This window comes from Pseudomonas sp. Z2-11 (assembly GCF_054161305.1).
In genome coordinates this window covers 1,389,871-1,409,847 of the sequence record NZ_CP096395.1, presented here as the reverse complement: position 1 = coordinate 1,409,847, position 19,977 = coordinate 1,389,871, and the positions used below count along the sequence as shown (strand labels likewise).

Annotated in this window: 18 protein-coding genes; 7 read left to right on the top strand and 11 right to left on the bottom strand. The window is 61.5% G+C overall.

What is annotated here, in order from left to right:
• Positions 1-228 precede the first annotated feature (228 nt).
• Positions 229-1,704, top strand: a complete 1,476-nt coding sequence (locus M1E16_RS06190; RefSeq protein WP_305496282.1) for an inorganic phosphate transporter — start codon at positions 229-231, stop codon at positions 1,702-1,704.
• A 248-nt stretch (positions 1,705-1,952) separates the two neighbouring features.
• On the opposite strand, the gene ccoM is transcribed toward M1E16_RS06190, so the two are convergent.
• The 3 genes from ccoM to M1E16_RS06175 form a co-directional block, all read right to left on the bottom strand.
• Complete coding sequence (gene ccoM / locus M1E16_RS06185) at positions 1,953-2,069, bottom strand: cytochrome c oxidase subunit CcoM (RefSeq protein ID WP_030139315.1); 117 nt, start codon at positions 2,067-2,069, stop codon at positions 1,953-1,955.
• A gap of 144 nt (positions 2,070-2,213) precedes the next feature.
• Positions 2,214-2,375, bottom strand: a complete 162-nt coding sequence (locus M1E16_RS06180; protein ID WP_434569548.1) for a hypothetical protein — start codon at positions 2,373-2,375, stop codon at positions 2,214-2,216.
• 88 nt (positions 2,376-2,463) lie between these two features.
• A complete protein-coding gene (locus M1E16_RS06175) occupies positions 2,464-2,805 on the bottom strand; it encodes an aspartate-semialdehyde dehydrogenase (protein WP_434569549.1) in 342 nt (113 codons plus the stop codon).
• 248 nt (positions 2,806-3,053) lie between these two features.
• On the opposite strand from M1E16_RS06175, the gene rapA reads away from it, so the two are divergent.
• Positions 3,054-5,900, top strand: coding sequence for an RNA polymerase-associated protein RapA (gene rapA / locus M1E16_RS06170; protein ID WP_434569550.1), 2,847 nt, complete (start codon positions 3,054-3,056; stop codon positions 5,898-5,900).
• Positions 5,901-6,963: 1,063 nt separating this feature from the next.
• Here the strand turns inward: rapA and M1E16_RS06165 are convergent.
• The 4 genes from M1E16_RS06165 to M1E16_RS06150 form a co-directional block, all read right to left on the bottom strand.
• Positions 6,964-7,806 carry a cache domain-containing protein gene (locus M1E16_RS06165; RefSeq protein WP_458129432.1) on the bottom strand — a complete coding sequence of 281 codons (843 nt, stop codon included), beginning with the start codon at positions 7,804-7,806 and terminating at the stop codon, positions 6,964-6,966.
• A 132-nt stretch (positions 7,807-7,938) separates the two neighbouring features.
• Complete coding sequence (locus M1E16_RS06160; protein ID WP_434603004.1) at positions 7,939-8,820, bottom strand: ATPase; 882 nt, start codon at positions 8,818-8,820, stop codon at positions 7,939-7,941.
• A gap of 107 nt (positions 8,821-8,927) precedes the next feature.
• Positions 8,928-9,920, bottom strand: a complete 993-nt coding sequence (locus tag M1E16_RS06155; protein ID WP_434695630.1) for an NAD-dependent epimerase/dehydratase family protein — start codon at positions 9,918-9,920, stop codon at positions 8,928-8,930.
• A gap of 55 nt (positions 9,921-9,975) precedes the next feature.
• Positions 9,976-10,875 (bottom strand): LysR family transcriptional regulator ArgP, encoded by a 900-nt coding sequence (locus M1E16_RS06150; protein WP_458130286.1) that lies wholly within the window; start codon positions 10,873-10,875, stop codon positions 9,976-9,978.
• Between the two features lie 92 nt (positions 10,876-10,967).
• On the opposite strand from M1E16_RS06150, the gene M1E16_RS06145 reads away from it, so the two are divergent.
• The 4 genes from M1E16_RS06145 (at position 10,968) to M1E16_RS06130 (ending at position 16,290) form a co-directional block, all read left to right on the top strand.
• Entirely contained in the window at positions 10,968-11,570 is a 603-nt protein-coding gene (locus M1E16_RS06145; protein WP_458129431.1) for a LysE/ArgO family amino acid transporter, read from the top strand.
• Positions 11,571-11,744: 174 nt separating this feature from the next.
• Positions 11,745-12,341, top strand: a complete 597-nt coding sequence (locus M1E16_RS06140; RefSeq protein WP_127929573.1) for a superoxide dismutase — start codon at positions 11,745-11,747, stop codon at positions 12,339-12,341.
• A gap of 408 nt (positions 12,342-12,749) precedes the next feature.
• Positions 12,750-14,801 (top strand): putative bifunctional diguanylate cyclase/phosphodiesterase, encoded by a 2,052-nt coding sequence (locus M1E16_RS06135; RefSeq protein WP_305496290.1) that lies wholly within the window; start codon positions 12,750-12,752, stop codon positions 14,799-14,801.
• A gap of 145 nt (positions 14,802-14,946) precedes the next feature.
• On the top strand, positions 14,947-16,290 hold the full coding sequence (locus M1E16_RS06130) for an imelysin family protein (RefSeq protein WP_458129430.1): 1,344 nt from the start codon (positions 14,947-14,949) through the stop codon (positions 16,288-16,290).
• Positions 16,291-16,500: 210 nt separating this feature from the next.
• Here the strand turns inward: M1E16_RS06130 and M1E16_RS06125 are convergent, their stop codons facing one another.
• From M1E16_RS06125 to M1E16_RS06115, 3 genes are all read right to left on the bottom strand, one after another.
• Positions 16,501-17,736, bottom strand: coding sequence for an RNA polymerase sigma factor (locus M1E16_RS06125; protein ID WP_458129429.1), 1,236 nt, complete (start codon positions 17,734-17,736; stop codon positions 16,501-16,503).
• Between the two features lie 85 nt (positions 17,737-17,821).
• The gene (locus M1E16_RS06120; protein ID WP_434695633.1) at positions 17,822-18,166 is read right to left on the bottom strand and encodes a YciI family protein; all 345 of its coding nucleotides are present in this window, start codon (positions 18,164-18,166) and stop codon (positions 17,822-17,824) included.
• A 56-nt stretch (positions 18,167-18,222) separates the two neighbouring features.
• Positions 18,223-18,648: a YybH family protein gene (locus M1E16_RS06115; protein WP_434569559.1), complete on the bottom strand. Its 426-nt coding sequence runs from the start codon at positions 18,646-18,648 to the stop codon at positions 18,223-18,225.
• Between the two features lie 140 nt (positions 18,649-18,788).
• Here M1E16_RS06115 and M1E16_RS06110 point away from each other — a divergent pair, with 140 nt between their 5' ends.
• The gene (locus M1E16_RS06110) at positions 18,789-19,274 is read left to right on the top strand and encodes a GNAT family N-acetyltransferase (RefSeq protein WP_434695634.1); all 486 of its coding nucleotides are present in this window, start codon (positions 18,789-18,791) and stop codon (positions 19,272-19,274) included.
• A 135-nt stretch (positions 19,275-19,409) separates the two neighbouring features.
• On the opposite strand, the gene M1E16_RS06105 is transcribed toward M1E16_RS06110, so the two are convergent.
• Positions 19,410-19,898, bottom strand: a complete 489-nt coding sequence (locus M1E16_RS06105) for a GyrI-like domain-containing protein (protein WP_458129428.1) — start codon at positions 19,896-19,898, stop codon at positions 19,410-19,412.
• Positions 19,899-19,977 lie beyond the last annotated feature (79 nt).

The following is a 19,977-nucleotide window of genomic DNA, read 5'->3' as shown; positions in this document are numbered from 1 at the left end:
CAGATTTTCAGGCGCCCGCCCCAGCCCCCTCGCGCCTTGCGCAGAACCTTGCCAGCCGGCATTTTCATCCCGAAATCAAAGGGTTGCGCAGCCCATTCAAAACCCCGGCCTGCACGGCTTCCTGCCGGTTATTTCGTTGAAGAATGTTACCGATGAGCAGGCGATGCATCGATTAGCGAGGTTTTCTGGCATAATCGCGCCCCCTTATGACCGGGTCAGAAAACCTTCATGATCGATTTATTCAGCGGACTGGATGCTTGGGTGCTCGTGAGCCTCTTGCTCGCCCTGGCTTTTGTCCTCGCCTTCGAGTTCATCAACGGCTTTCATGACACCGCTAACGCGGTTGCCACTGTTATCTACACCAAAGCCATGCCGCCTCACTTGGCGGTGTTCTTTTCCGGTGTGTTCAATTTCCTCGGCGTACTGCTGGGTGGCGTGGGGGTGGCGTACGCCATCGTTCACCTGTTGCCCGTGGAGCTGCTGATCAATGTGAACACCGGACACGGCTTGGCCATGGTGTTCTCGCTGCTCGCGGCGGCCATCACCTGGAACCTCGGCACGTGGTACTTCGGTATCCCGGCGTCCAGCTCCCATACGCTGATCGGCTCGATCCTCGGCGTGGGCCTGGCCAATGCGCTGATCAACGATATCCCGTTGGCCGACGGGGTGAACTGGCAGAAAGCGATCGATATCGGCGCCTCCCTGGTGTTCTCGCCGATGGCCGGCTTCCTGATCGCGGCCCTGGTGTTGCTCAGCCTGAAATGGTGGCGCCCGCTGTCGAAGATGCACAAGACGCCGGAACAGCGCCGCAAGATCGACGACAAGAAACATCCGCCGTTCTGGAATCGCCTGGTACTGGTGATTTCCGCCATGGCCGTCAGCTTCGTCCACGGTTCCAACGATGGCCAGAAAGGCATCGGCCTGATCATGCTGGTGCTGATCGGTATCGTGCCCGCACAGTTCGTACTCGACCTGAACAGCACTACCTACCAGATCGAGCGCACCCGCGACGCGACGCTGCACCTGAGCCAGTTCTACAAGCGCAACAACGAGTCGCTGGGTGAATTCCTGGCCTTGGGCAAGAGCGTCGAAGGCGACCTGCCGGAGAAGTTCCGCTGCAACCCGCAGCAGACCGAACCGACCATCAATGCGCTGCTCGACACCCTCAAAGGCGTGGCGGATTACCACTCGCTGCCGTCGGAAAGCCGCATCGAAGTGCGCCGCTACCTGCTTTGCCTGGACGACACGGCGAAAAAGGTCGGCAAGTTGCCTGGCCTGGCAGCCCGTGAAAAAGACGACCTGAACAAGCTGCGCAAGGACCTGACCGCGACCACCGAATACGCCCCGTTCTGGGTAATCCTGGCGGTCGCCCTGGCACTCGGCCTGGGCACCATGGTCGGCTGGAAGCGCGTGGTACTGACCATCGGCGAGAAGATCGGCAAGCAAGGCATGACCTACGCCCAAGGCATGTCGGCGCAGATCACCACGGCCTGCATGATCGGCGCAGCGAATATCTTCAGCCTGCCGGTTTCCACCACCCATGTGCTGTCTTCCGGCGTGGCGGGCACGATGGTGGCCAACAAGAGCGGCCTGCAGGGCGGCACGGTCCAGACCATCCTGCTGGCCTGGGTGCTGACCCTGCCAGCGACGGTGGGCCTGTCGGCGGCACTGTTCTGGCTGGCGTCGAAGGCCATCGGCAGCTGAGTTTCAGCGGCTCGTGAAAAAGGTGCGTTCCTTGCGGTTCGCACCTTTTTTATGCCCGATACCTTTCCCCTGTGGGAGCGAGCTTGCTCGCGATAGCGGCGGATCAGCCACCGCTACAGTGCCTGACGCACCGCCATCGCGAGCAAGCTCGCTCCCACAAGGTTTTGTATGGACCTGAAAGTTCGCGCAAAAAAAAGGGCGACCGAAGTCGCCCAAATGCCTTGCGTGCTCGTTGTCGCCGGAAAGACCTACGGTTTTTTGCGCTTGTGTGCGTCTTTCCAGATGAATAATCCAAACCCTGCGAAAAACACGAACATGAGGCCGACCGTCAACACACCGGCAAACACCACATTATCGATAAACATGACTGGCCTCCTGGTCTTGCCCCTGTTGCGATGGGATCAAGTTAACCAATCAGGCCTGGAGGAAAATTGACCGGGGTCAATAACGCTCGCGACGGAGCGCAAAGGAAGGGCGATAACTGATCCATGTCAATGGATCGAGGGGGTTCAGCGCTTTTTCGGTTTGTTTTTCGATTTTTTCTTCGGCTTGCCCAAGGGCATGGCCTGCTCGAAGGCCTGGCGGACTTCATTGAGGCGTTTTTCGTTGAGGTCGTGAACGCGCTTTGCGCGCTCTGCACCGAGATCAATCAGTTTGTCTTCTTGGCTCATGCTGTGTCGACATCGTACGGTGAGTGGCAGATGCGCCCATGATGCGGGTTACCGGTTGCGTTGACCAGCCAGCGACGTCGACGAGACCTCAGATCTGGATATCCACCCATAGGCCCTGGCGCTCTTCGCCCTCGACGAGCGGAACGACCGGCACGGTGTTGTCGGCGTTCAGTTCCGTGCCCGGAACAGCCAGATGTTCTTCGGGATCCTCGTCGGCTTCGCGGCGGCGCCGGTTGCGCTCCTGCTGGCGACGCTGCTCTTCGCGCAGCAACAGAGCGGCCTCCTCCGGGTCACCCTTTTGCAGGTCGATGGTGCTTTCGTTGGAGCTTTGTTGTACCGGGACCACGGGAGGAATATCCGGTCGCGGGCGGATCGGATCCTGCTGAGCGGTGATGGGTACGGCGCTCAAGGGGAGCATGGGTGGCAACATAAAGGTCTCCTGTCTTCAGGTTGTCGGCGGCGGCGAGGACAGCTTGAACCGCTGGTCTGAAACTTGTGAGCTGGTTGGCATTACGCGGGGCGAGGACACAAGCTTGTTTGATCGCAGAACACGCTTAAGTTCCGTTGGGCCGGTTGATGGGCAAGCCGTCACGAGCGCTGGTTACGTGCGTAAATCCTTTGGTCTGACGCGTCATTCCGTTAAGATAGCCGGCTTTTTCACGGCGGGAGTCAGGCAGCATGGCGCAGCAGTATCAACCGGGGCAACGCTGGATCAGTGACAGCGAAGCCGAGCTGGGTTTGGGCACCGTTCTGGCACAGGACGGCCGCTTGTTGACCGTGCTCTACCCGGCCACTGGCGACACTCGCCAGTACGCGCTACGGAATGCGCCCCTCACCCGCGTGCGGTTTTCGCCGGGCGACGTGATCACTCACTTCGAAGGCTGGAAAATGACCGTGCGCGAAGTCGATGACGTCGACGGGCTGCTGGTCTACCACGGCCTCAACGGGCAGAACGAAGTCGTCACGCTGCCAGAAACCCAACTGTCGAACTTCATCCAGTTCCGCCTGGCCAGCGATCGCCTGTTCGCCGGGCAGATCGATCCGCTGGCCTGGTTCTCCCTGCGCTACCACACGCTGGAACACACCAGCCGCCAATTGCAGTCGCCGCTCTGGGGCCTGGGTGGCGTGCGTGCCCAACCGATCGCTCACCAGTTGCATATTGCCCGTGAAGTCGCCGACCGCATTGCGCCACGGGTATTGCTGGCGGACGAAGTGGGCCTGGGCAAGACCATCGAAGCCGGCTTGATCATCCATCGGCAACTGCTTTCCGGCCGCGCCAGTCGCATCCTGATCCTGGTCCCGGAAAACTTGCAGCACCAGTGGCTGGTGGAGATGCGCCGGCGCTTCAACCTGCAGGTCGCGCTGTTCGACGAAGAACGCTTTATCGAAAGTGATGCCAGCAACCCGTTCGAGGACACCCAACTGGCGCTGGTCGCGCTGGAATGGCTGGTAGAGGACGAAAAGGCCCAGGACGCGCTGTTCGCCGCCGGCTGGGACCTGATGGTGGTCGACGAAGCGCACCACCTGGTGTGGCACGAAGACCAGGTCAGCCCGCAATACGCGCTCGTCGAACAATTGGCCGAGACCATCCCTGGCGTGCTGCTGCTGACCGCCACCCCGGAACAACTGGGCCAGGACAGCCACTTCGCTCGCCTGCGCCTGCTGGACCCGAACCGCTTCCACGATCTGCAGGCTTTCCGTGCCGAAAGCGAGAACTATCGCCCGGTGGCCGAAGCCGTCCAGGAGCTGCTGGACAAGGGACGCTTGTCGCCCGAGGCCCACCAGACCATCCATGGTTTCCTGGGCAATGAAGGCGAAGCGCTGCTGACCGCCGTCAACGATGGCGATATCGAAGCCAGCGCCCGCCTGGTTCGCGAACTGCTGGACCGCCACGGCACCGGCCGCGTGCTGTTCCGTAACACCCGCGCTGCCGTCCAGGGTTTCCCCGAGCGCAAGCTGCACGCCTATCCTCTGCCGTGCCCTGACGAATACCTGGAACTGCCGCTGGGCGAACACGCCGAGCTGTATCCTGAAGTCAGCTTCCAGGCTCAGCCTGAAGCCAGCGAAGAAGAACGCTGGTGGAAATTCGACCCGCGCGTCGAGTGGCTGATCGATCAGTTGAAGATGCTCAAGCGCACCAAGGTCCTGGTGATCTGCGCCCACGCCGAAACCGCGATGGACCTGGAAGACGCCCTGCGCGTGCGCTCCGGCATTCCGGCCACGGTGTTCCATGAAGGCATGAACATCCTTGAGCGCGACCGCGCGGCGGCCTACTTCGCCGACGAAGAGTTCGGTGCCCAGGTGCTGATCTGCTCGGAAATCGGCAGTGAGGGTCGCAACTTCCAATTCGCCCATCACCTGGTGCTGTTCGACCTGCCGGCGCACCCGGACCTTTTGGAACAGCGGATCGGCCGTCTGGACCGGATCGGCCAGAAACACACTATCGAGCTGCATGTGCCGTACCTGGAAACCAGCCCGCAGGCGCGGCTGTTCCAGTGGTATCACGAGGCGCTGAATGCTTTCCTCAATACCTGCCCGACCGGCAACGCCTTGCAACATCAGTTCGGCCCGCGCCTGCTGCCGTTGCTTGAAGAAGCCGACGACGGCGAGTGGCAGGCATTGATCGACGAGGCGCGCGCCGAACGCGAACGCCTGGAGGCCGAGCTGCACACCGGTCGCGACCGTCTGCTGGAGCTCAATTCCGGCGGTGCGGGCGAAGGCGACGCTTTGGTGGAGGCCATCCTTGAACAGGACGACCAGTTCGCCCTGCCGATCTATATGGAAACCCTGTTCGACGCCTTCGGTATCGACAGCGAGGACCATTCCGATAACGCACTGATCCTCAAGCCGAGCGAAAAAATGCTCGACGCCAGTTTCCCCCTGGGCGACGACGAAGGCGTGACCATCACCTATGACCGCAACCAGGCGCTGTCTCGTGAAGACATGCAATTCATCACCTGGGAGCACCCGATGGTGCAAGGCGGCATGGACCTGGTGCTGTCCGGCTCCATGGGCAACACCGCCGTGGCGCTGATCAAGAACAAGGCGCTCAAGCCTGGCACCGTGTTGCTGGAACTGCTCTATGTCAGCGAAGTGGTCGCCCCGCGCTCGCTGCAATTGGGCCGCTACCTGCCACCGGCCGCCCTGCGCTGCCTGCTGGATGCCAACGGCAACGACCTGGCGGGCCGGGTGTCGTTCGAAACCCTTAACGACCAGCTCGAAAGCGTCCCCCGCGCCAGCGCCAACAAGTTCATCCAGGCCCAGCGCGACCAGCTCTCGCCACGGATCAACGCCGGCGAAGAGAAGATCGCCCCGCGTCACGCCGAACGCGTGGCCGAGGCGCAACGCCGTCTGGCGGCCGACACCGAAGAGGAACTGGCCCGTTTGACCGCTTTGCAAGCAGTGAACCCCACCGTGCGCGACAGCGAACTGGAGGCTTTGCGCCAGCAGCGTGAGCAAGGGTTGGCGATGCTGGAGAAGGCTGCGTTGCGGCTGGAGGCGATTCGGGTGTTGGTGGCGGGGTGATTCCTACTGCTTGATCGTGTGTATATCCGTTGCCGCGGTAACGGCGGCTTAGGGTTCCGCTTTTACGGCGGCTCACTTTTAAGAGGCCCGGAAGCCGGCCCAGTCAAAAGTAAGCAAAACGCCTTTGCCCCACCACTCGGCACCTCGCCTGGGCTCGGTGTGCCCTCACTCCGGCATTGCTCCGTGGGCCGCCGCGAAGGGCCGTCCCTGGCCCAGCGCGGCTACTCGGCATCCATGCCGAGGTGCCCACTGCGCAATGCCTGCGTTCGGCCAGCGTGGTTAACGGGGCGCCGAAATCAACGCCCACCGCGAGGCGGCCTTCGAGCCGACCTGGTTCTTGCTGGGGTCCGCGTTCCTTCTGTGGGAGCGAGCCTGCTCGCGAAAGCGGAGTGTCAGTCAATTGGATGTTGGGTGTGACGGCCTCTTCGCGGGCAAGCCCACTCCCACAGGGGGCTCGGCATACATAAATTCTGTGGTTTTTTTGAAAATCCAATGTGGGAGCGAGCCTGCTCGCGAAGGCGGAGTGTCAGTCAATCAAGATGTTGGGTGTGACGGCCTCTTCGCGAGCAGGCTCGCTCCCACAGGGGAATGCAGCTCCATCAGAGTCAGGTCGGCTTTCAGGCCGCCTCGCGGCGGACGCGAAGGCGGAGTGTCAGTCACTCAAGATGTTGGGTGTGATGGCTCTTCGCGAGCAGGCTCGCTCCCACAGGGGAAATGCGGTTCCATCAGAGTCAGGTCGGCTCTAAGGCCGCCTCGTGGCGGACGTTGATTTCGGCGCCCCGTTAACCACGCTGGCCGAACGCAGGCATTGTGGAGTGGGCATCCCGGCATGGATGCCGGGATAGCCGCGCTGGGCCAAGGATGGCCCTTCGCGGCGGGCCCTCGGAGCAATGCCGGAGTGAGGGCACACCGAGCCTTGGCGAGGAGCCGAGTGGTGGGGCAAAGGCGTTTTGCTTACTTTTGCGCCTCTTAAAAGTGAGCCGCTGTAAAAGCGGAACCCTAAGCCGCCATTACCACAGCAACGGATATACACCCAAAACCCAGTAGCCCAGAACCCCAGAAATCAAGGACTGTAATACCCCACAGCCACCAACAAATGCCCAGCCTTCTTCAAATAGGCATGTTTGTTCTCGACCTTCCCCGTGACCGGATTCTTCCAGCGATACTCATATTCCCCCGCATCCTGCTTGCCCATCATTGCCAGGATCGGCTCACCCACCGGTTTGCCAGCCGGATCCTTGACCTTCGCAAAATCGGTATTGATCAAACGCAGATTGGTGCCATGACCGACATAACGGCGGGTATCGAGATCAACGACAAAGACGTACAGGTCATCCTGAAGGTAACCGCCCTTGAGGGAATTGATCGCCGTCAGCGTGGCTTTCTCACTCTTCAGCAGGTCCGCCGAAGCCTTGTTCAGTAGCGCCCTGGCCTGTTCGGCAGAGGCCCTTGGCAAGTAATAGCCAACCGCGAGGATATGCTCGCCGACCCGCTGGAAATACACACGCTTGCGCTCGACCTTGCCGTCCGCCCAGTTCTGCCAGCGATACTCGGCCTGCTGGATGCCGCTGGCTTCCGGGGTCTTCAACGCATCCTTGAACGCCTTGCGCAGATCCGGCCCCAACACCTCGGACACGTCTCGCCCGATCAGCGCCGACGATGGGCCGCCGCTGGCGAGCATTACCCCTTGGGTGTCGACCACAAACACGTAGCGGTCCTTGTCGACGAATTCGCCTTGGCGGCTGAAGGCGGCGAACGCATAGTCGCCGTAATCGTGATAGTAGGCCAGGGCCCTTTCCAACAGCGCCCGAGCCGCCTGGCCGTCATCCGGCGTAGCGGCCTGTGCGTGGTTCAGCCCCAGCGCCAGCATTGCGGCCAGCCAGGCCAGCCTTCGAATAAACCCCATGGGCACGCCCCTCGTTCTTGTTGGTGTTCCAAGAGCGTAGACGGGGTGGGGTGATGTTGGAGTATTCAGGAGATGGTTGCAGGCGAACTGCAATACCTGTGGGAGCGAGCAGGCTCGCTCCCACAGGGCCCGTTACTGGGCCCGATTGCTCAGTTGCTGTTGCAGGTACTGGATCTGCGATTGCAGGGTATTGATGTTGCGCGTGACCTGGCCGCGGAAGGCATCGAACTCGGCGTTATTGCCGCCCGAGCGGTTCTCCTGCTGACTCTTGAGCACGATCATGTCCTGCTCCAGGCGCTCGATGGCCGAGTTCGAGTTGGCTCTTTTCAAGGCCGTGATGTCGGCACCGATGCTCTTGAGCTGGGCATCCAGCGCGCCGCCCTCGCCTTGGTTCTTCAAGGTTGCAACCTCGGCCGCCAACGCCTTGACCTGGGCCTGGAGCTGGGTGTTGGCCGCTTGCAACTGGGTGTAGGCGTTCTGCTGCTCGGAATCCTGGGCGATCATCTGGGCCAGTTGCTTGTCCAGGTCGGCGGACGGGCCGAACGCGCCTTGCAGCTGCTTGTACTGCTCCATCAACTTGCCGTCGAATTGCCGGCCCTGCTCCTGCAGCTTGCTGTCCAACTGCTTGATCTGCAATTTCAAGGCTTCACTGTCGCTCATCACGTTGGACTGCCCGGCAACCACTTTGCCGGAGATGTCCTGCAGGCGGCCCGCGGCATCCTCACTGATCCGGGCGAAGCTCTCCTGGGTGGCCACCAGCTGCTGCTCCATCAGGGAAATCTGCTGGAAACTCCACCACGCGAGAAACGCCAAGGCGCACAACAATGCACCGACCAATGCCCACAAAGGCCCGGTGCTTGGTGCCTTGACCCTGGCCGCCGCAACAGGTGCCGGACGCGCTTGCACGTGGGGCTGGCGGTTGGTCAGGAAGTCATCGTCATCGGGAATGTCCGCCCGCATCCGCAGGCTCGGTACATCGTCGAAGTCGTCGTTGGCATCGTTACGCGTGGGCATGGGTTCAACCTTTGGGAAATCGGTAGTGACTCGATGCGGCGAGTATAACCCCCTCGCCCACCGCAGCCATTGACCCCGAACCTGGCACTCGGTTCATGACGGGGCGATCAGCGGGCATATTGGACGCGCCACCAGGCGCAAAATTCATCGAGCGCAGCCCACAGGCTGACTTGCGGATCGTAATCGAGATAATGCCGGGCCCGACCGATGTCCAGGGTGAAATTCCTGTTCATCACCTGCATGCCAAGGCGCGACAACGTCGGCTCCGGGCGCCCCGGCCATAATGCGCAGAACCCTTCGTTCATGGCCGCAACGCTGTAGGCCAGCCCGTAGGAGCGGTAACGCCTGACTTGTGGGACTTCCATCTGCCGCATCACATAATTGACTACGTCCCACAACGGAACGGGCGCCCCGTTACTGATGTTGTAAGCCTTGCCCAGGGCCGAACCGGTGGCCAGCAGGCTGCTGAGCAGTGCTTCGTTGAGGTTCTGCATGCTGGTGAAATCGACCTTGTTCAAGCCGTTGCCGACAATCGCCAGTCGTCCCTTGCGCTGCATCTTGAGCAAGCGCGGAAAAATGCTCATGTCACCGGCACCAGTGACGAAGCGCGGCCGCAGCGCCAACACTTCCAGGCCGAACTCCTGGGCGCCGAAGACCTTCTGTTCGGCCAGGTACTTGGTGGCGGCGTAGGGATGCTTGAAACGTTTGGGCACCTGCTCTTCGGTCAGTCCCAAGTGGTCACGGCCATCAAAATAGATCGACGGTGAGGAGAGGTGCACCAATCGCCGGACCTTTTGCTTGAGGCACGCCTCGACGATGTTTTCGGTGAGCTGGACGTTGCCCTGGTGAAAGTCCTGATAGCGCCCCCACAGCCCCACCGAGCCGGCGCAATGCACCACGGCATCGATATCGCGACACAGATCGAGGGCCAGCATCGGCTCGCTGAGGTCGCCCTGGATGAACTCGGCGCCACGCCGCACCAGATGCTCGACGCTTTCGGCCCGGCGGCCATTGACCCGTACATCCAGGCCCTGCTCAAGGGCGAAACGCGCGAAGCGTCCGCCGATGAAGCCGCTTGCGCCGGTGACCAGAATCTTCATGTAGTGCTCCGATTGCTAGGGTTTTGCATACTTCGTCTAATCCTGACGCTGTGAGTCAGGCCAACGGCACCAGCCACTGCCGGGACGCCTGAATCAGTTGCTCGGTCAACAGACCGAGCAAGTGTCCGCCATTGCGCCAATGATGCCAGTACAGCGGCACATCAATCGGCTTGTCAGGCAACAACTCCACCAGCACGCCCCGCGCCAGTTGCTCGCGCACCTGCAGTTCCGGCACCAGTCCCCAACCAAGCCCCGCTTCAGCGAGACGGATGAAACCTTCGGACGACGGGCACAAATGGTGCTCGAAACCGCCCTCGATACCGAGGGAAGCCAGGTAACGGTGTTGCAGGAAATCATCCGGGCCGAATACCAGGGCCGGTGTGCGAGCCAACTGATCGGCGCGCACCCCGCCGGGGAAGTGCCGGGCGACGAACGCAGGGCTGGCAAGCGCCCGGTAGCGCATCGCCCCCAGCAATACGCTGCGGGCACCGGCCACCGGCCGTTCGCTGGCGCAGACGCAGGCCGCCACTTCCCCGGCGCGCATGCGCTTGAGGCCGACGTTCTGGTCTTCCACCACCAGGTCCAACAAGAGCTGCCGCTCGGCACAGAACGCCCCCACCGCACCGGCCCACCACGTAGCCAGGCTGTCGGCGTTCAGGGCAATTCGCAGGCGCTCCGGCAACCCGGCCTCATCCAGCGCCGGTACCAGGCTTTGCAGGTCGCGTTCAAGCAAACGAACCTGTTGCACATGGTTGAGCAGGCGTCGGCCGATTTCGGTGGGCACCGGCGGTGTGACACGCACCAGCACGGGCTGGCCGACACGCGCTTCCAGAAGCTTGATCCGCTGGGAGATGGCCGACTGCGACAGTCCCAACACCTGGGCGGCACGCTCGAATCCGGCCTGCTCGACAATGGCCGCCAGGGCAGACAGCAGTTTGTAATCGAACATCAGAATTCCTAATGAGCAATCAGCAAGATTGGTTTTTCTTATACCGCGCCGGACCGGAGAATGGCCAGCATTGCAAATCCAGCTGGAGAATTGATGTCATGTGGCAAAGTTATGTGAACGGGCTGCTGGTCGCCCTCGGATTGATCATGGCCATTGGCACGCAGAACGCCTTCGTGCTCGCCCAGAGCTTGCGCCGCGAGCACCATTTGCCGGTGGCTGCCTTGTGCATCATCTGCGATGCGTTGCTGGTCACCGCCGGAGTTTTCGGCCTGGCGACGCTATTGGCGAAAAGCCCGTTGCTGCTTTCAATCGCACGCTGGGGCGGCGCCGCGTTTCTGCTCTGGTACGGTACCCAGGCGCTGCGCCGCGCCTGCTCGAAACAGAGCCTGCAGCGCGATGAAAAACAGGCCGCGCGCTCACTGGGAACAGTCCTGCTGAGCGCACTCGCGGTCACGCTGCTCAACCCCCACGTCTATCTCGACACCGTGTTGCTGATCGGCTCCCTCGGCGCCCAGCAGAGCATGCCCGGCGCCTACGTCATGGGGGCGGCCAGTGCCTCGCTGCTGTGGTTTTCGACCCTGGCCATCGGCGCCGCATGGCTGGCTCCCTGGCTGGCCCGACCCAGTACCTGGCGGATCCTGGACCTGCTGGTGGCGCTGATGATGTTCACCGTGGCGCTGCAACTGATCGTCTCGGGCTGATATTCCAAACCGCTCTGGAACCTCTATTCCACACAGTTGTTGCGTGGTTATGCCGCACCCCCGGTGCTATGATCCGACTCCTGCGCCGCAAAGAGTACAAACTCCCCGGCGCTAGTCTGGCCGCCCGTGATCGGCCTTGCGCTCACCGCAACTGACCTGATTAGGAGAATCACCATGGCTTTCGAATTGCCGCCGCTGCCCTATCCTCACGATGCACTGCAGCCGCACATCTCCAAAGAAACTCTGGAGTACCACCACGACAAGCACCACAACACCTATGTCGTGAACCTGAACAACCTGGTGCCTGGCACCGAGTTCGAAGGCAAGACCCTGGAAGAAATCGTCAAGACTTCCTCGGGCGGTATCTTCAACAACGCCGCTCAGGTCTGGAACCACACTTTCTACTGGAACTGCCTGGCGCCAAATGCCGGCGGTCAACCAACCGGCGCCCTGGCTGAAGCCATCAACGCAGCCTTCGGTTCGTTCGACAAGTTCAAGGAAGAATTCAGCAAGACTTCCATCGGCACCTTCGGTTCCGGCTGGGGCTGGCTGGTTAAAAAGGCCGACGGCTCCCTGGCCCTGGCCAGCACCATCGGCGCCGGCAACCCGCTGACCAGCGGCGACACTCCGCTGCTGACCTGCGACGTCTGGGAACACGCCTACTACATCGACTACCGCAACGTTCGTCCGAAGTACGTCGAAGCGTTCTGGAACCTGGTCAACTGGAAGTTCGTGGCTGAGCAGTTCGAAGGCAAGACCTTTACTGCGTAAGTTGTGATGCCAATGAAAACGGCGCTTTTTCCGCGAGGGAAGGCGCCTTTTTTTTTGGTCTGGACTGTGGGAGCGGGCTTGCTCGCGAAAACGGTCTGACAGACAAGCATTAGTGGACTGATACATCGCTTTCGCGAGCAAGCCCGCTCCCACAAGCTCGCTCCCCCATAGCTTTGCGGGGTGCAAATGACCTCGCGTCTGAAATCCGATAAATAATCCCGCCAGGCCTCAAGTTGCGGCCCTCCTCAACCGAAACAATGGTCGTAGAGCAAAGACTCTGCAAACACCGTATAACGGCCAGGTTTCAGGCGAAAAGCCTTGTGTTGGATTGTCCCTTTGACTGACATCACAGGATTGCCAATACTCATGGCAACTTGACGCTACCCGCACGGAACAAGGAATCCCTCTTTGAAGCTGGAACTCAAGAACAGCTTGTCTGTGAAGTTGCTCCGGGTCGTGCTCCTTTCGGCATTGATCGTTGGCGTGGTCTTGAGCTGCGCCCAGATCGTTTTCGATGCCTACAAAACCAATCGGGCCGTCGCCGACGACGCCCAGCGCATCCTCGATATGTTCCGCGACCCTTCCACCCAGGCGGTCTACAGCCTCGACCGGGAAATGGGCATGCAGGTCATCGAAGGCCTGTTCCAGGATGAGGCCGTGCGCATGGCCTCCATCGGCCACCCCCACGAAACGATGCTCGCCGAAAAAACCCGGCCCCTCCAGCATTCCGAAAGCCGCTGGCTGACCGACCTGATCCTGGGCCAGGAACGCACCTTCACCACGCAACTGGTGGGACGCGGGCCCTACAGTGAATACTACGGCGACCTGAGCATCACCCTCGACACCGCCACCTACGGCCAGGGCTTCATTGTCAGCTCGGTGATCATTTTCATTTCCGGAATGCTCCGGGCCCTGGCCATGGGCCTGGTGCTGTACCTGGTCTATCACTGGCTGCTGACCAAACCGTTGTCGCGGATCATCCAGCACCTGACCGAAATCAACCCCGATCGCCCCAGCGCGCACAAAATTCCGCAGCTAAGAGGCCACGAGCAAAACGAACTCGGCCTGTGGATCAACACCGCGAACCAGTTGCTCGAATCCATCGAGCGCAACACGCACTTGCGCCACGAAGCGGAAAACAGCCTGCTGCGCATGGCCCAGTACGACTTTCTTACCGGCCTGCCCAATCGCCAGCAGCTGCAACAACAACTGGACAAGATCCTGGTGGACGCCGGGCGCCTGCAACGTCGCGTGGCCGTGTTGTGTGTGGGACTGGACGACTTCAAGGGCATCAACGAGCAGTTCAGCTATCAGACCGGCGACCAGTTGCTGCTGGCCTTGGCCGATCGGCTGCGCGCCCACAGTGGGCGCCTCGGCGCCCTGGCGCGGCTGGGCGGCGACCAGTTCGCCCTGGTGCAAGCCGATATCGAGCAGCCTTACGAGGCCGCCGAGCTGGCCCAGAGCATCCTCGACGATCTGGAAGCGCCATTCATCCTCGACGAGCAGGGGATCCGCCTGCGGGCCACCATCGGTATCACGCTGTTCCCTGAAGACGGCGACAGTACCGAGAAGCTTCTGCAAAAAGCCGAGCAGACCATGACCCTGGCCAAGACGCGCTCGCGCAATCGTTACCAGTTCTATATCGCCAGCGTCGACAGCGAAATGCGCCGTCGGCGTGAACTGGAAAAAGACCTGCGCGAGGCGTTGGCTCGCGACCAGTTCACCCTGGTCTACCAGCCGCAGGTCAGCTACCGCGACCTGCGGGTGGTCGGCACCGAAGCGCTGATCCGCTGGCATCACCCCGAGCACGGCCTCGTACCGCCCGACCTGTTCATTCCCTTGGCGGAACAGAACGGCACCATCATCGCCATCGGCGAATGGGTGCTGGACCAGGCCTGCAAACAGTTGCGCGAATGGCACGACCAGGGTTTTGTCGACCTGCGCATGGCCGTCAACCTGTCGACGGTGCAACTGCACCACGCCGAACTGCCCCGGGTGGTGAGCAATTTCCTGCAGATGTACCGCTTGCCCCCGCGCAGCCTGGAGCTGGAGGTCACTGAAACCGGCCTGATGGAAGACATCACCACGGCCGCCCAGCATCTGTTGAGCCTGCGCCGTTCCGGCGCGCTGATCGCCATCGACGACTTCGGCACAGGCTATTCGTCCTTGAGTTATCTCAAGAGCCTGCCGCTGGACAAGATCAAGATCGACAAGAGTTTCGTCCAGGACCTGCTCGATGACGAAGACGATGCGACCATCGTTCGCGCCATCATCCAGCTCGGCAAGAGCCTGGGCATGCAGGTGATCGCCGAAGGCGTCGAAACGATCGAGCAGGAAGCCTACATCATTGCCGAGGGCTGCCATGAAGGTCAGGGCTACTACTACAGCAAACCGTTGCCGGCACGGGAGCTGGGTAACTATCTGAAGCAAGCCGAGCGCATCAACGCCTCGATCATCTGACTGTTTCCCCCCTTCTCCGCGGGCTGCCTGCGCTAGAAATATTACCGCCGCAGCTCTTTACATATAATGCAAATCTTTCGCATTATGTCGCAGTTTTGCGCGCCCTCGCGCCTGTCCCATTCATCACCGAAGCAGGATGTTCGCCATGATTCGTATGCCTCTGGCTACCGCCAGTCTGTTGGCCATCGCTATTTCCCTTGCCGGTTGCGGCGAAGGCAAAGACAAGGCGGCCGCGCCGCAAGCGCCAACGCCGGCCGCCAGCGCTGCGGCTCCGGCTGCCCCCGCTGCCGCTGGCAAGATCGACGAAGCCGCTGGCAAGGCCGTTGTCGCGCACTACGCCGACATCGTCTACGCCGTCTACAGCGATGCCGAATCCACCGCGAAAACCCTGCAGACCGCCGTCGACGCCTTCCTCGCCAAGCCGAACGCAGATACCCTGAAAGCCGCCAAGGCTGCCTGGGTTGCCGCGCGCGTGCCTTACCTGCAGAGCGAAGTGTTCCGCTTCGGCAACACCATCATCGACGACTGGGAAGGCCAGGTGAACGCATGGCCCCTGGACGAAGGCCTGATCGACTACGTCGACAAATCCTACGAGCACGCCCTGGGTAACCCGGGCGCTACCGCCAACATCATCGCCAACACCGAAGTGCAGGTCGGCGAAGACAAGGTCGACGTCAAAGACATCACCCCGGAAAAACTCGCCAGCCTGAACGAGCTGGGTGGTTCCGAGGCCAACGTTGCCACCGGCTACCACGCCATCGAATTCCTGCTGTGGGGCCAGGACCTCAACGGCACCGGCCCGGGTGCCGGCAATCGTCCGGCTTCGGACTACCTGGAAGGCGCCGGCGCCACTGGCGGCCACAACGACCGTCGGCGTGCCTACCTCAAGTCCGTGACCCAGCTGCTGGTGAACGACTTGCAGGAAATGGTCGGCAACTGGAAACCGAACGTCGCCGACAACTACCGCGCCACGCTGGAAGCCGAACCGGCTGAAACCGGTCTGCGCAAGATGCTGTTCGGCATGGGCAGCCTGTCCCTGGGTGAACTGGCGGGCGAGCGCATGAAGGTCTCCCTGGAAGCCAACTCGCCAGAAGACGAACAGGATTGCTTCAGCGACAACACCCACTACTCGCATTTCTACGATGCCAAGGGTGTGCGTAACGTCTACCTGGGCGAATACACCCGCGTCGACGGCACCAAGATGACCGGCGCGAGCCTGTCCTCCCTGGTGGCCAAGGCCGACCCGGCCGCCGACACCACGCTCAAGGCCGAGCTGGCCGACACCGAAGCCAAGATCCAGGTCATGGTCGATCACGCCAGCAAGGGTGAGCACTATGACCAGCTGATCGCCGCTGGTAACACCGCGGGCAACCAGATCGTGCGTGACGCCATCGCCGCCCTGGTCAAGCAGACCGGCTCGATCGAACAGGCTGCGGGCAAGCTGGGTATCAGCGACCTGAACCCGGACAACGCTGATCACGAGTTCTGATCAACGCCGGCTGACTGAAAAGGCGACCTTCGGGTCGCCTTTTTTGTCTGTTGCCCGCCAGTTCAAGATGAAGGAGACCCCCGTGGCGAGGGAGCTTGCTCCCGCTGGGTCGCGAAGCGGCCCCCTGCGGCGTGTCAGTTGAATAAAAGGAGCTGCTGCGCAGCTCAGCGGGAGCAAGCTCCCTCGCCACGGGCATGGGCTCGACTCCCCTCATTGCAAACCGGCAAGCCGTGCTTCAATGAACCGCCGCTCCGGCAGTTGCTGCGTCAATTCAAGCGCCCGTCGGTAGGAGGCCCTCGCCTCCTCCACTCGCTCCAACTGCCGGCAGAACTCAGCCCGCGCCGAATGGGCCAGGTGATAGTCAAGCAGCTCGCCCCTGCCGAGTATCCCGTCAACCAGGCGTAGCCCCTCCTGCGGCCCATCGCGCTTGGCCAGGGCGGCCGCGCGGTTGAGTTCGATCACTGGCGACGGCACGGCCCGCAACAGCACATCGTAGAGGCCGACGATCTGCGGCCAATCGGTCTTCCGGGCGCTCGGCGCTTCCGCGTGCACCGCAGCAATCGCGGCTTGCAGGCAATACGGTCCGAACCGCCGGGTGTTGAGCGCGGCCTCGACCATCGCGCAACCTTCGGCAATCATTGCCGGGTCCCATAGCGACCGGTCCTGCTCATCGAGCAAGACCAGATCGCCGGCCATCGACATTCGCGCAGGCCGCCGCGACTCGTGCAGCAGCATCAGCGCCAGCAAGCCCATCACTTCAGCTTCGGGCAGCAACTCCAACAGCAGGCGTGCGAGGCGTATGGCTTCCCGGGTCAGGTCATCGCGGGTCAACTCGGCCCCCATCGAGGCTGAATATCCCTCGTTGAACACCAGGTAGATCACCCGCAGCACACTGTCGAGTCGTTCAGGCAGCTCCGTGCGGGACGGCACCTGATAGGGGATCTTCGCATCACGAATCTTCGCCTTGGCCCGCACGATGCGCTGGGCGATGGCTGCCGGCGCGGCAAGAAACGCACGAGCGATTTCCTCGGTGGTCAGGTCGCAGACTTCCCGCAGCGTCAACGGTACTTGGGCATCAGCGGCCAGAGCCGGGTGGCAACAGGTGAAAATCAGCCGCAGGCGGTCGTCTTCCACGTCCTCATCACTCCACTCGGCCTGTTCAAGCTCTTCGAGTTGCGCGATCAGCATCGGCTGGGACGCCGCGAAGCGCGCCCGCCGACGCAGGCTGTCAATCGCCTTGAAACGCCCGGCCGACACCAGCCAGGCCCGGGGATTGTCCGGCACGCCGTCGCGCTGCCAGCGCTCGACCGCGACGAAGAACGCCTCGTGCAAGGCTTCCTCGGCGAGATCGAAATCTCCCAGCAGGCGAATCAGCGTCGCCAGGATTCGCCGCGAATCCTGGCGATAAACCTGCTCGACCCGTGCCTTGACCGCTTCGGCCGACATCAGCCGGGAAGGCCTTGGGTGATCGGACTGATGGACAACAAAGCAGGTTCACGGCTCATGGAAATCATCCCGTTGTGATTGTCGTTCAGGGATTCAGCTGGCGTACCGGCCGGACTTCGACGCAGCCGACCCGGGCCGCCGGAATGTGCCCGGCGACCTGGATGGCTTCGTTCAAGTCCTTGGCGTCGATCAGGTAGAAGCCCGCCAGTTGCTCCTTGGTTTCGGCGAACGGGCCGTCGGTAATCGACAGTTTGCCGCCGCGCATACGCACCGTGGTGGCGGTCTGCACCGACTCCAGGGCTTCAGCGGCGAGCATGCGGCCGCTGCCCTGGATCGACTCGGCATAAGCCATGCACTCTGCGTCCTCAGGGCTGTCGGGAGAGTTGTGCAGGGCCTGTTCGTTGCTATACACCAGGCATAAATACTTCATGGAAAGCTCCGTGATCGAACCGATCGACAAAGGTGGCAGGAGGAAACCGTAGCCGATCAGGGCTGCAAGTCGAATATCGCCGTACCCGCCATCGGGTCGAATGGCGCCGACCAATGTTCATGGACGATCTTCCACGCGCCGGCCGTACGCTTGTAGCAAGCTGTCACACGCATCCAGCATGCCTGCTCTTCGCCTTTGTCGTTGGTGCCGCCGCAATAGGCCAGCCAATGGGCGAAGGCGATGTTCTCGGCCGGCGTGATCTGGACCTGATGGAAATCGAACTTGTGCGGGCCAGGGCACATTTCCATGCAGGCTTCCCAGTGCGCGCGGTAGGCGGTCTTGCCCTTGAATTGCAGGGCCTGGATGGCATCGAACGAGACGATATCGTCGTCATAGAGCGCCATGACTTTTTCCACATCCTTGGCCATGACGGCCTGGCGATAGGTGTCGATCAACGCTTGGATTTCGGTTTCGGTATTCATGGTGGTTCTCCGCAGTTTTTTGTTAGAGACAGCCTTAGTCGTCTGGAGAAACAGTGAATCGACAGCCAAACAAAAATAATCCAAAGAAAAAATTTCGCTAGAATCCAGGCCTCATTCTGTCGGCAACAATGGACGTTTTCGTGACTGCTCAGCTCGTACCCTATGAAGACCTGACCGCGCTGCAACGGCAACAGGTCGAAGCCATCGAAATCCACCCCGAACAGATCAGATTTTCCGGCGATATCCATGGTGCGCTGCATACGCTACTGTCCAGGCCCGCCCCTGGGGTGAAGGGTTTTGCGCTGCTGGCCGACGAAGTGCCCGTCGCGTTCCTGCTGCTCAAGCGGCCACCCGTACTGCCCGCCTGGGCCAACGAACACAGCGCCACCCTGCACGCCTTGCAGGTAGACCGCCGGGCTCAAGGCAAAGGCTACGGCAAGGCCTGCCTGCAAGCGCTACCCACCGTCGCCCGAGCGGCATGGCCGGAGATAAAGGGGCTTGAGCTTTCGGTGGATGCAGACAACGACGCGGCCATCAGCCTGTACACCCGCCTGGGCTGGGTCGACAGCGGCGAGGCCTACAAGGGCCGAATCGGTTATGAACGGCGGATGGGGTTGGTCTTTTGACCAAGGCGTGACCCTTCTGTGGGAGCGAGCCTGCTCGCGATAGCGGTGGCGCATACAGCCTCGATGCAAGCTGGCCAGCCCCCATCGCGAGCAGGCTCGCTCCCACAGGTTTCGCATTGCGCAAAAGGGTGATGATCAGTTCGGCTTGAGGGGTATCCAGATCTCCAGGCTGCCTTCCCCCGTCCGCGGGTTGAAGTCTTCGCTGTAGCGCTCGAACTCAGGCTCATCCGCTGCCTGGTGGCCGGACTGCGGCAACCATTCCTTCCAGATGTAGTGGAAGGTGTCCGGCAGGTTCTTCAATGGCCCTTTGTGCTCGAATACGGCGTAGGGCCCAGGCTGGATTTCGATCCAGCGGTATTGTTCCGGAAGGTCGTCAAGCCGGCTGATTTCCACGCCGGCAATGTATTCAAAGCCGCCTGTGCCGTCCGGGTTGCAACACACGCCGTAAGTCACTTCGTCTTTCTGCCCCGGCACTTTGCCAAGCCAGGGCAGAAACTTTTCCCAGAGCAGCGGGATGTCCTGGGCGGTATCCTGGCTAAAACGCGCGCCGAAACCGGCGATGAGCTGAAAGCGTCCTTGCTCGAAGCGCGGCTCGGATGCATTAACGCGTTTTTGCGATTCCATTGCTTCGACACTCCGGAAAACTTGAAGTCGGGTTTGGCAGTATAGAACCCAAACGGTGATTGCCAGGCCGTTTCGCTTG